The sequence below is a fragment of the Candidatus Seongchinamella marina genome (genome assembly GCF_026262685.1).
GTDB classification, from domain to species: Bacteria; Pseudomonadota; Gammaproteobacteria; order Pseudomonadales; family Halieaceae; genus Halioglobus; species Halioglobus marinus.
The window spans coordinates 69,981-82,305 of sequence record NZ_SHNP01000001.1; the positions used below are offsets into that span (position 1 = coordinate 69,981).

Consider the following 12,325-nt stretch of genomic DNA (forward strand, 5'->3'; position numbering starts at 1 on the left):
CCACAGGCTGGGCAGGCTATGAATTTACACGATGCCAGTGCGGTGGTTTGGGCCGTCAATTTGGGCGGCGCGACGCATCAGTCTGCGGATGGCGTTGCTTTTCAGGCCGACGACCATGCCAGCGCAACAGGTTCTCAGCTGTCTGAGGTCCTGGGTGCGCAGGACAGCACAATCTATCAGACCTACCGAGCCGGCGAGATCTCAATGTCCAGGTCGCTGCCAAACGGCACCTATGACCTCACTCTCTATTTCGCTGAACCTCACGGGGCCGAGCCGAGTGAGCGTGTATTTGATGTACTGGCGCAGGGTCGAACTGTGATAAACCAGCTGGACGTGAGTCAGTCGCGTTCGAGCTCTGCGCCTTCCGCCTTAAAGCGAGTGGTAACCGGCGTGGTGGTAGATGACGGCAAGCTGCGCGTGCAACTTCGCGCGATACGATCAGAACCTTTTCTCAGCGCATTTTCTGTGCGCGCGCGCAAGCCCGACGGTAGAAGCTGGCGCGTGGTCTGGTCTGATGAATTCGATTATGAGGGCCAACCTGATGCCCGCAAATGGGGTGTGGATCAGTGGCCAGCGCGTAAGGTGAACGACGAGGATCAGGCCTACACGGACAGGTCAAAAAATATCCGCGTTGCAGACGGTAAGTTGGTGCTCGAGGCACATCGGGAGGATTACCAGGGCGCGGCTTATACCTCCGGTCGATTGCATAGCATGGGGCGAGGTGACTTTCTGTATGGCCGTATTGACGTCAACGCCAAGTTACCTGCCGGACAGGGGCTCTGGTCGGCGCTTTGGATGTTACCCAGCGACCCCTACCGTTATGCTACTACTTGCGATAACGGCGCTGAATGGCAGGGCAATCCCGATTGTGATGCCTGGCCTAATTCCGGTGAGATCGACATCATGGAGCATGTGGGCTACGACATGAAGCGAGTGCACAGCACCGTGCATAACAGGCGTTTTTTCAGCAGTGGTCCTGAACTGCGCAATGCCAGTATTGAAGTTGACGATGTTGCCGGTCGTTTTCATCTTTATTCACTGGAATGGGCACCGAACCATATTCGGGTGTTTGTTGACGGTGTAGAGTTCTATCGCTATTCCAGACAAGGAGATGACTGGCGAGACTGGCCGTTTGACCAGCCCTTCCATCTGATTATGAACCTGGCGGTGGGCGGCCATTGGGGTCGAGCAGGCGGAGAGATCGATGAGACGGTCTTCCCTGCAACCATGGAAATTGACTACGTTAGGGTATTTGAGCCGGTCTCGAGCAATTAATTGAACGTCAGGTTGTAAGCGTGCGATGGAGATAATCCAGGGTCAATCAAGAGACTCATGCCTGACCCAATCGACCTCCATGGTCCAGCTTTCGCGCATTGGAGAGTTGTTGATTTTGGCGAAATTGAGAACAGCGAACATGGGCTCGGCGATTTTATCCCCCCACTCAAGCAGTCGATAAACCTCGGTGCCATCGAGGCGAAATACAATATCTTGGCCTACCCATTCCACGGAATATTCGTGAAACTCTGCCAACGTGGCCTGCTGAACCAGCATATGCCCTTGCCAGTCACCGCCTCCGCAGTGGCCAAGGCTCTTGATTACTCTCGCGGCATAGTGGTCGGGTCCGCCATCGCTGTGGTGCTCAAAAATATCAATCTCGCCAGAACCGGCCATGGGCCAGCAGACATTTTCGTCTTGCTCCTGCACCGGGGGTTCGTTATTTCGAGCACCTAGTAACCACCAGGCGGGGAACATGCCAGGCTGGCCACTGTTTTCCACCTTGAGCCTTGCTGTCCATTTGCCTTTGCTGAATTCCTGGCGATTTTTGGAGGTAATGCGCCCGGCAACGTACCGAGTGTCGGGGTGTTGCTCCCCCGTTTTGGACAAGTTGTCGCAGGCTTGTAGTGAGCCAAGGTCAACAACGCGCAACTTCAAACTGCCGTCGCTGACCTCACGGGTATTGTGCAAGCCCTCAGGCAGGTAGCACTGGTCTTCTCCATTTACCCATAGAAGCTGGTCCTGCCAGTGCTGCGGATTGAAGTCATCGAAGTCATCGAAAAAGTCGACTTTCCACTGCGGTGCTACCGAGGTGCTTGCGACAAGGTCAGGGTTGGAATCGGCCTGTGCTGGGCAATAGAGCAGTGCTGCCGCGAGAAGTATGTAAGCTTTTGCGATCATTCAGCCACCATCGGTGTTTCTGCAAGCTTAGCCTTTGCCGACTTAAAGACAAGATGCAATCGATAAACCGGACTGGTTTGAAGTCAGTGTGGATTTGGAATCGCAGGCTTCTCACTCAACAGGCATAGAATCTGTCAATTGCCCATACCCGCGAAGGAGGCCGTGGAGTAAGATAAAGATAATAAAAAAGATTGGAATGATTCCTCCATGAAAAAGATGTTGCTAGGCGTTTTTCTTACTTTCGCCTGTATTGCTACCAACGCTGTGCAGGCAAATACTCCTCAACTGGAGGTTCCCCCGGTATTACTCACTGACCTCGCAGTGCCGATCACCATCAGCGAGCCTGGCTCACAGCAGCTGAGTCTGTTTATTGATGGAGAGCTGGTGTTTGAAGGTTTTCCCAATGACGGGCAGACATTGGTTGAGATAGAGCAACAAAAATACGGTAGTTCGACCATTGAACTGCGCGATAGCACAGCCGTGCTGCAACAGGTTGAAGTTCCCGTGATACCCGCCTGGGCTTCCCTGTTGCCGCCTGTCATTGCCATTACGCTCGCTTTTTTGCTGCGTGCGGTTATTCCGGCATTGTTTGCAGGCATTATCGCCGGTGCCTGGGCGGTAAACGGCTTGACCCTGCAAGGGGGAGTCAAAGCACTGTTCGACTCCATGGCGGTATACATGCTGGATGCGCTGTCAGATCCGGGTCATGCGGCCATTATTATTTTCACCATGACGATTGGCGGTATGGTGGGGGTGGTGTCGCGCAATGGCGGCATGCTGGGTATTGTTAACCGTGCACTGACCATCGCCAAGACGCCGCGTAAAGGTCAGGCAGTCATCGCTTTTCTCGGACTGACTATATTCTTTGACGACTATTCCAACACCCTCATTGTTGGTAATGCCACTCGCCCCATGAGTGATCATCTGAAAATATCTCGTGAAAAACTCGCCTATCTGGTGGACTCCACCGCAGCGCCGGTGGCGTCTATTGCCATCATCACTACCTGGGTAGGCTTTCAGGTAGGTCTAATTAACGAATCCATCGCTGGTATTGAGGGCATTACCCAGCCGGCTTACACCTTATTTCTGCATTCTATTCCCTACAGCTTCTATCCGTTCCTCGCCTTGCTGCTGGTGTTCACTGTGGTAGCGAGTAAGCGTGACTTTGGGGCCATGCTCAAAGCTGAGCGCCGTGCTCGCGAAACAGGCCAGGTATCTCGTCCCCACGGTAAAAGTACAGCCAGTCGCGAAATTGATGAGATGAGCGAGAAGGAAGGCGTTACCTGCCGAGCAATCAATGGTGTTGTGCCCATTGTCACCCTGGTTGTTACGGTGATTGTCGGTCTTTACATTGATGGCGAAGGCGACTCCTTGCAGGACATTGTCGGTAGCGCCGATTCCTATCGGGTGTTGATCTGGGCTTCATTCCTATCGTCGCTGGTGGCTGTGATTCTTACCTTATCTCAGGGTTTACTCAGTCTGGAGGAAACCGTCGACGCGTGGGTGGTGGGAGCCAAGTTTATGATCACCGGCCTCATCGTTTTGTTAATGGCCTGGGCGATTGCCGATGTGAGCAATAACCTGCAAACCGCGAATTTCTTGATCTCCATACTGGGTGATGGTCTGTCGCCATACTTCCTGCCCACAGCCGTATTTTTGCTCGCCGCGGTCACTGGCTTTGCCACTGGCTCCAGCTGGGCCGTCATGGGAATTCTGATGCCTTTGGTTATCCCTCTGTGCTGGGCCGTGATGCAGGCCAATGGGATTGCCGATGCAGATCACATGCACATTCTCTATTCCTGCCTGGCTTGCGTGCTTACCGGTGCGGTTTGGTCTGACCATTGCTCACCCATTTCCGACACCACCGTCTTGTCGTCATTGGCAACCGGTTGCAACCATATGGATCACGTTACCACCCAGCTTCCTTATGCTTCACTGTCTGGTGTCATCGCGCTGGTAGTGTGCACTCTTCCGGTGGGCTACGGTATGCCCTGGTGGCTGATGCTGGGAGCAGGGGGTGCATTACTGGGCGTGACCTATTGGTTTGTGAGTAAGCCTGTAGAGGTGGTGTGAACGACGCGGCACGTGTCCAAGGTTGCGGCGGCCTATGTTGTGGCTGGCTGTTACCAAAATGCTGCGGGAGCTTTGCGCGAGAGTGTTTCGGCGCCTCGATGGATGATCCGGATTTAAACAATATACTTTAAAAAAGGGGTTGGAGGGCCGCAGATCACTCAGCTTCTGGCTGCTAATGCCTTCTTTGGATCGTGAAATGGAATGGCAACGACGGTGCAATTACGCCGATCTCCGTGAATATCAATCTGAAGACCGGTGCCTTCGCTTGAAACATCAGTTGCCACCATAGCCAGGGCGATGTTTTTCTTCAGGCGTGGTGAATAAATTGAAGAGTTTAGCTGCCCGACTTTTGCGCCAGCGCTGAAAATAGGGTGGTGTGCGTCGTTTGATCCAATCAACGGTGCACCTTCAATTTCCAGTCCTATAAAGTACTGATCGACACCCCGCTCGTGGATGCTGGTCAGCGCCGCTTTGCTCACAAAATCTGCGTCCATCTCAAGGTCGACCAGGCGGTCCATACCCATTTCGTAGGGGTTGTTCGCGAGTGTCATGTCCGCATGGTAGGACAGCATACCCGCTTCGATGCGGCGAATGCTTGAGGTGTGCCCCGGCTTCAAACCCAGGGGGGTGCCTACAGCCATCAAGTGTTCCCACAATTTGTCGCCTGCAGATCCGTCCCGCAAAAATATTTCATAGCCAAGTTCACTAGACCATCCAGTTCGAGAAATGATCAGAGGCACGCCTTCCCAGTCATATTCCATGAACCAGTAGTACTTGAGGTCTGTTGGCGCGTCACCGAAAGCGGCGCGCAGCACGTCGCGGGATTTCGGTCCCTGCAATTGCAGAGGAGAGACATCGGGCTCAGTGATTCGTATATCCATGCCGGAACTGACTGCAACACCTTTTGCCCACAGCAGAACATCACTGTCAGCGATAGACAGCCAAAAGTGGTTTTCGCCGAGTTTGAGCATAATAGGATCGTTAATAATTCCGCCGTCCTGATCGGTGATCAGCACGTACTTACACTGCCCTACCTGCATTTTCGAAAGGTCGCGGCAACTCAGGAACTGGGTAAACTTAGCGGCATCGGGGCCGGTGATTTCAACCTGCCGTTCAACGGAGACATCACACAGTATTGCTTCGTTAACCAGATTCCAGAAGTTTTGCACCGGGTCGCCAAAATCGCGAGGAATGTACATGTGGTTGTAGACCGAAAATCCTTGAGCGCCCCAGCGTAAAGCCGCATCAGAATATGGGGACTTGCGCACCTGGGTGCCAAAGCTGAACTGGGTAAAATTGGTTTGGTTCTTCATTCTTTCTACTCTCGTTGTCGGCTAAACATCGATCGTATTAAGACCTATCTCTAACCCGATCCCGCAATTCGTTCTTGCGTATTTTGCCAGTGGTTGTTTTTGGCAACTCACCGAAGATCACCTTTTTGGGGCGCTGGAAGCTCGCCAACTTCGACTTTGCATGATCCAGCAGTGCTTGCTCTGTGACCTCGGTGCCCTCAGCCAACTCAACAAAGGCGCAGGGAACTTCGCCCCATTTTTCGTTCGGCATAGCAACGACAGCAGCAAGGCTCACTGCCGAGTGCGAGTAAAGCGCCTTCTCTACTTCGATGGACGAAATGTTCTCGCCGCCGGAAATGATAATATCCTTGCTTCTATCACGGATTTCAATATAGCCGTCGCTGTGATGTACGGCGATGTCGCCTGACCAGAACCAACCGTCTTTGAATGCCTTGGCAGTCTCTTCCGGTTCTTTGAGATAACCCTTCATCACGATGTTGCCACGAAATACGATCTCTCCCAGTGTCTGCCCATCCCAGGGCACCGGTTGGCCTGTCTCAGGATCCAATACCCGTACGTCTTCTTCCAGTTCATAGGCCACGCCTTGCCGGGCCTTCAGGTTTGCTCGATCATCAACTGAGAGCTCACGCCAGCTCGGTTTTTCTGCGCAGACCACAGCGGGGCCATAAACTTCTGTTAGTCCGTAAACGTGAGTGATGGAAATTCCCATCGCCTCTATACTGGCGATGACGGAAGCAGGCGGCGGGGCAGCAGCGGTCATCATTTTGACGTGCTGGGTAAACTCGCGTTGGTCCTGCGGAGCTGCCCCGGAAATCATCGACATGATAATAGGAGCACCACAGAGATGGGTGACGCCCTCTTCTGCAAACGCATTGTATATAGCATCTGCCTTGGGTGATCGGAGAAACACGTGAGTGCCGGCCAATAGTGTGATCGTCCAGGGAAAGCACCAGCCGTTGCAATGGAACAGTGGCAAGGTCCACAGGTAAACCGGGTGATGCGGCATCTCCCAGGTGATGACGTTGTTGACCGTATTAGTCCATGCACCGCGATGGGAATATACCACGCCTTTGGGTCGCCCGGTCGTGCCAGACGTGTAGTTGAGCGCCAGAGCATCCCACTCATCGTTTGGCAGGGTATAGGCAAATTCAGGATCTCCCTGAGCCAGCAGTTCATCGTAAGTCAGTGCGCCAATTCGTTCACCACCCGGGCCTTGGGTGTCTTGTATATCGATCACCAGGATGTCCCGGCCAGATTGTTTTAAGGCCTCTTTCGCCATACCCGAAAACTCGGTGTCTACCAACAGCGCCTTCGCTTCTCCGTGTTCCAGAATGTAGGCAATAGTGGCGGCATCCAGGCGCACATTGTTTGCGTTGAGTACGGCGCCCAGCATAGGAATCGCCAGAGCGCATTCCAGTGCCTCGGGGATGTTGGGCGCGATCAGTGCGACAGTGTCACCGCTGCTCACGCCGTGGCTGGCAAGGGCTGACGCCAGGCGTTTGCATCGTTGGGCGACTTCTCCCCAGTTGCGCCTTATTGAGCCATGCACCTGGGCGGGCAATTCCGGGTGTACCCGCTCTACTCGCTTGAGAATTGAAACCGGGGACAATGCGGTGTGATTGGCCGCGCATTTCTCCAACTCTGTGCCTGCGTAAATCATTCTCCCGTCCACTCCGGCATCGATTCCTTGCGGGTAAATGCACCAATGCCAGCTGCTGCATCTCGCGCCATCATGTTCTGTGCCATGACCCGACCGGCAAAGGTGTAGGCATCTTCTAGGGGCATTTGAAGCTGTTCATAGAAAGCACGCTTGCCCACCTTGATGGCCGCAGAGGACTTGTCGGCGATAATACGCGCCATTTCCATGGAAGCATCTTCCAGGCCCTCTTGTGCTACGGTGCGATTGATTAGCCCCATTTCAGCCACTCGCGCAGCGGGCAGAAACTCACCCAGTAACAACATCTCCATCGCGAGCTTTCGGCTGATGTTGCGGCTGAGTGCGACCATCGGGGTAGAGCAAAACAACCCTATATTGACGCCGGAGGTGGCAAACTTTGCCTCGTTGGATGCTATCGCCAGATCACAAGAGGCGACCAGTTGGCACCCGGCAGCGGTGGCAATGCCCTTAACCTCTGCAATCACCGGTTGGGGCAAGCGCACTACCCGCAACATCATGGCCGAGCAGGTCGCAAACAGGTCCTGGAAGTACTGGAAACCGCCATCGGCATCCTGGCGTCGCTCGGTCATTTCTTTCAGGTTATGGCCGGCGCAAAAGTGATTGCCCGCGCTGCGAAGAATGACCGCCTTGACCGAACGGTCTACAGCGATGTCATCAAGCACTTTTGATAGCGTCGTTAGCATACCTTCAGATAGCGCGTTGATCGTGCCAGGTGAATTCAACGTTAAGATGCAAACGCCGTTATCGTCCGAGCGTAAAATTAATTTATCCATTAAATGTTTCCTGTAGCACTTGTCTTATTATTTGCAGATTATGGCAAACTTTCTAGTTTGGCCGCGACAGCTCGATCTTTGGACATCTGTCCATTACTACCTTTAACCCGGCCTTCTCGGCAAGGGCAGCGGCGCTATCATCATAAATATCGAGTTGGCCCCAAAGTACTTTCGCACCGATGGCAATGGCCTTTTCTGCGAAACTGTAAAATTCTTCCTTGGGGCGAAATACTTCTACCATATCAACAGGGCGGTCGATCGCTTCCAATGAATGATAGACCTTGAGGCCGCGTATTTCAGTCAGGCTCGGATTTGGATTAACCGGGATGATGTCGTAGCCTGCTTCCTGCAAAACTCGCATAACATCATTGCTAAACTTGGTTTCGTCCGCACTGGCCCCGACCAGGGCAATCGTGTTCACTGATTTGAGGATGTTGACCGGATACGCTGGGTCATAATCATAGCGTTGATCAGCGTCGGCTTTAGGCATTGAAAACTCCTTCGGTGCAGCGATGTCTTTCTGCAAATCACGACGTTCCTGTGGCGCACCTCAAGGCAGGCGGCAAGGCTTTTGTCGCACCTCCGAGCAGTGTAGCGCGCTAATCGCAGGTTGGGTAATCAGTGGCCCATGGGTTCAAAGGCGAAAACTAGGGCAATACTAGTGCTCTTCTTCGGCATGTAACACCGTACCCACCGGGTTGGTAGTCACCTGAATGGACGACAGGGTTTTGTATTCTTCCGGCAAGGCGGGAATCGTTAACACACGCCAGATGCTGATGACCGCCATGAGAAACAGTGCAACCGCCAGAACAAGAAAAAAGCTGTCCAGGCCAAACACATCCATCCAGAAGGCTACCGTGATGGGGCCCGTGATCGAGGTAAGCCCGGCTAGCAGTACCATGGTGCCACTGGCGGGGACAATTTCGCTGGGCCGGAGGTGATCGTTGGTGAGCGCCGCCACGATTGAATACAGGGACAGGCAAAAACCACCAAAGACAAAAGCCAGTATATACAGCTTATCTGAAGCTACTGTCTCTCCGCTTGCCGCCAGCGCGGCGATCAAGGCCACAATGCTGGCCCCGCCTAGCACCCAACGGCGATCCATATGGTCAGACAACTTCCCCAGCGGCCACTGTAGAATCATGCCGCCTGCCATCATCGACCCCATGAAGAAAGCGACCTCAGACACACTCATGCCCATTTTCGTGGCATAAACGGCGCCCATGCCAAAGACCACACTGGCCATCCACTGTGACAGGATAATGCCGATGACACCCATGGGTGCTCGCCGCCATAAATGAGCAATGCTGACCCGCTCGGTTTCTTCAATGTGAGGCGTGGCTATCACCGTCAATAAAATCGGCACTGCGGCAACGCTAACCATCACCGAGATCAGGATAAACAGAGTGAAATCCTGAGGGTCCGCCACGTTCAGCAAAAATTGCCCGGCACAGACTCCCGCGAGCAATATTGTCATATAAATTGCCAGAATCTGGCCTCGGGTTTCATTACTGGACGCCTGGTTCAGCCAGCTTTCCGAGGCGACGTAAATACAGGAAAAGGCGAAACCGGTTAGCAGGCGCATGGCCGCCCAGGCCCAGGGGTCCACATAGAGTGCGTGAACCAGAATGGTCACGGACGCGACCGCCGAGACCGCCGCAAAGATCCGGATATGTCCTACTCGCTCTATAATTCTGGGTGCCAGCATGGACCCACCCAGGAAACCGGCGAAGTAGCAGGACATTAGGAGGCCGATCAGAGAGTCTTCAAAGCCCTCTAACTCAGCTCTCACACCCAGCAGGCTGCCTTGCACACCCACGGCGAGGCCAATGAGCGATAACCCCAGAAAAAGGGGCCAAACGGATAAAGCTGTTCTTACAGGCATGATGGGTTACCCGCGAGAGAAAAGGCGCGCTACTTTACACCTGAGAAAAAGAAAAAAAAAGACTCCTAAAAAAGGTATTACTGCACATCTGGGCTCCCTGCTGCCCCCTTGATACGGGTCCATCTGCGAAAGAAAAAGTAGCCTTTAGTGTCTCGCCAATAGCTTCTAAACAAAGCGATTAAATCGTAGACTTCAAAGGTACGGGTATTTTGAGGCTCCGGCTATGTTCACTGTTAACTCCATCTATTTGAAATCCGTGGTAGTCAGCGTAGCGCTGTTGCTGTGCGCCTGCCAGGCTGAGCCGTTGTTCAACTCGCAAGCAGTCGAGGCTGTGGATCGCCCAGCGGCCGAGAATCTGGCTTCTCATGTTTTTGTTGGTGCAGAAATATTTACCTCCAGCGAAAAAACACCGCTCGCCTCTGTAATGGCCATTAGTGACGATCGCATCGTCTATATTGGCGACCCCGAAGGTCTGGAACCGTTTGTTTCAGATTCAACAATAACGGTGGATCTGCAAGGAAAGTTGATTCTGCCAGGATTGATCGATGCTCACACCCACCCGGGCTATCTCGCTGTATACGACCGGATGATAGACCTGCCAGAGGCCAAAAATCGGGAGGATCAGATTGAGGACATAAAAATCTTGTTAGCTGAGAATGCTGATGCGGAAGTCATTTATGCCATTGGCTGGGATAATCGATTTTTTGGAACCGAGGGTCCAAGCGCAGCTGAGCTGGATGAGTTGGAGTCAGAGCGCCCAGTGCTTATTTTTGATATCACCATGCATAGCCTGTGGGTCAATTCCAGGGCGCTGGAGGTTTCTGGATTGGGCGATGATCCGGTCGACCCACTGCCCGGTGTGGCTTACTACAAGCGTGATGAAAACGGCGAGCTTACCGGCTACATTACGGAAATGGCAGCCACCTTATTCGCCAGCCTCTTTTTCGAAATGGGGGAGTCAGAGGAAGCTACCTTACTCGGTTACATTAATTACCTGAGTAGTCGGGGCGTTACCAGTTTGTTGGACGCGGGCAATTTCGGGTTCGACGAAGAAGTTTATAGCTCCGTAAAAAAATTGGATGAGAGGGGCGCTCTGCCCATGCGCTATCACGGTGCCTATACCTTGTTTTTGCCGAATCAGGCCGAGACAGCGCTGGACGAGCTGCAACGATTGGCCGCTGCCTATAATTCAGAGAATCTAAAAATAGATACATTGAAGGTCTTTTTTGATGGTGTAGTAGAAACGCGGACAGCGCATATGTTGCAGAACTATGACGACACACCGGGCAACAGGGGGGGCAGCCTGTTCGGCGTGGGCACTCTGACAAAGCTTGTGGTGGATTTGGATCAAGCCGGGTTTAACCTGCACGTACACGCTCTCGGTGATCAATCGTCCAGAACCGTGCTGGATGCGGTCGAAGCCGCTCGTCAACAACTGGGAAGACCCCTGGGTATCAGGGTTGCCATCACTCACTTACAGGTTATCGATCCCGCGGATTTTTCCCGCTACGCCGAGCTGGATGTCATTGGCCAGTTTACCCCCGCATGGCATTACTATGATCAATCGTTCTATGCAGAGGCACTCGGGGAGCGAGCCAAACATCCTTACCCGGTTGCTGAGCTGATGAAGGAGGGTGCTACCGTCAACTTCTCCAGCGATGTGTATTTTCCCAGCGAGTGGGCCGACGACTCGGCCAGTCCATTTACTGGCATTCAGGTCGGACACACCAGACGGGGCAGGGAGTCAGGGCCTGACGATCCGGCAAGCGGCCCCAAGTCCGAGCAATTGAGCCGTGAGGCTATGGTCACGGGTTATACGATGGGTGGTGCGATCCAGCTTGGCACTGAAGGCGCGTTGGGCTCGCTCGAAGCGGGAAAAAAAGCAGATTTCATTGTTTTAGGCGACGACCTGTTTGCTATGGATCCTGCGGGCATCAGCGAAATCATACCTGAAGTCGTCGTCCTCAATGGCAAGCGAGTGCAGGGCCAATGGTGATAGTGGGTCCGTATTAACCTGATATCGCAATGCACTTGATTTCAATTTTCAGTGATGGGTCGACAAGCCCTGTTACTTGAACCAGCGTCTGACAGACTTCGGGTTTCTTACCGTAGAACCCTTCGCGGGCGCTAAACAATGCGGACACTTGTGCCATGCAGTCATTAATGTCGGTGACGAACCATGTCTCGTCAACAATGTTATCCAGTGAAGCACCGTATTCCATCAGTATTGTTTCGATGTTTTTATAGGCAAGGCTCATTTGTGACAGTAAGTCAGACGGAACAATGCCGGCATCATCGATCCCAACCTGACCCGATAAAAAGATGGAGTCACCCACCTGCACTGCTTGGCTATAAAAGTCTGCATAAGGTCCGGTGCGAAGAAGCTTTTTAGAAATAGTCATATAGAGCCTTGGTTGCTGTAATCTTC

At 53.2% G+C, this 12,325-nt stretch carries 10 protein-coding genes; 3 read left to right on the forward strand and 7 right to left on the reverse strand.

The features are described from left to right. Positions 1 to 18: 18 nt before the first annotated feature. Positions 19 to 1,275, forward strand: coding sequence for a family 16 glycosylhydrolase (locus EYC87_RS00245; RefSeq protein ID WP_279251079.1), 1,257 nt, complete (start codon positions 19 to 21; stop codon positions 1,273 to 1,275). A gap of 42 nt (positions 1,276 to 1,317) precedes the next feature. Here EYC87_RS00245 and EYC87_RS00250 read toward each other — a convergent pair whose 3' ends face one another. Further along, positions 1,318 to 2,175, reverse strand: a complete 858-nt coding sequence (locus EYC87_RS00250) for a glycoside hydrolase family 16 protein (RefSeq protein ID WP_279251080.1) — start codon at positions 2,173 to 2,175, stop codon at positions 1,318 to 1,320. A gap of 207 nt (positions 2,176 to 2,382) precedes the next feature. On the opposite strand from EYC87_RS00250, the gene EYC87_RS00255 reads away from it, so the two are divergent. Further along, positions 2,383 to 4,248 (forward strand): Na+/H+ antiporter NhaC family protein, encoded by a 1,866-nt coding sequence (locus EYC87_RS00255; protein ID WP_279251081.1) that lies wholly within the window; start codon positions 2,383 to 2,385, stop codon positions 4,246 to 4,248. A gap of 158 nt (positions 4,249 to 4,406) precedes the next feature. Here EYC87_RS00255 and EYC87_RS00260 read toward each other — a convergent pair whose 3' ends face one another. The 5 genes from EYC87_RS00260 to EYC87_RS00280 form a co-directional block, all read right to left on the reverse strand. After that, positions 4,407 to 5,561 carry a glycine cleavage T C-terminal barrel domain-containing protein gene (locus EYC87_RS00260; protein ID WP_279251082.1) on the reverse strand — a complete coding sequence of 385 codons (1,155 nt, stop codon included), beginning with the start codon at positions 5,559 to 5,561 and terminating at the stop codon, positions 4,407 to 4,409. A 37-nt stretch (positions 5,562 to 5,598) separates the two neighbouring features. Then, on the reverse strand, positions 5,599 to 7,221 hold the full coding sequence (locus EYC87_RS00265; RefSeq protein WP_279251083.1) for an acyl-CoA synthetase: 1,623 nt from the start codon (positions 7,219 to 7,221) through the stop codon (positions 5,599 to 5,601). Beyond that, entirely contained in the window at positions 7,218 to 8,012 is a 795-nt protein-coding gene (locus EYC87_RS00270) for an enoyl-CoA hydratase (RefSeq protein ID WP_279251084.1), read from the reverse strand. Before EYC87_RS00270 ends, EYC87_RS00265 begins: the two co-directional genes overlap by 4 nt. A 52-nt stretch (positions 8,013 to 8,064) precedes the next feature. Further along, complete coding sequence (locus tag EYC87_RS00275) at positions 8,065 to 8,502, reverse strand: CoA-binding protein (RefSeq protein WP_279251085.1); 438 nt, start codon at positions 8,500 to 8,502, stop codon at positions 8,065 to 8,067. A gap of 168 nt (positions 8,503 to 8,670) precedes the next feature. Next, positions 8,671 to 9,897 carry an MFS transporter gene (locus tag EYC87_RS00280; RefSeq protein ID WP_279251086.1) on the reverse strand — a complete coding sequence of 409 codons (1,227 nt, stop codon included), beginning with the start codon at positions 9,895 to 9,897 and terminating at the stop codon, positions 8,671 to 8,673. 223 nt (positions 9,898 to 10,120) lie between these two features. Here EYC87_RS00280 and EYC87_RS00285 point away from each other — a divergent pair, with 223 nt between their 5' ends. Further along, a complete protein-coding gene (locus tag EYC87_RS00285) occupies positions 10,121 to 11,893 on the forward strand; it encodes an amidohydrolase (protein WP_279251087.1) in 1,773 nt (590 codons plus the stop codon). Between the two features lie 13 nt (positions 11,894 to 11,906). Here EYC87_RS00285 and EYC87_RS00290 read toward each other — a convergent pair whose 3' ends face one another. Continuing rightward, positions 11,907 to 12,299 (reverse strand): RidA family protein, encoded by a 393-nt coding sequence (locus EYC87_RS00290; protein ID WP_279251088.1) that lies wholly within the window; start codon positions 12,297 to 12,299, stop codon positions 11,907 to 11,909. Positions 12,300 to 12,325 lie beyond the last annotated feature (26 nt).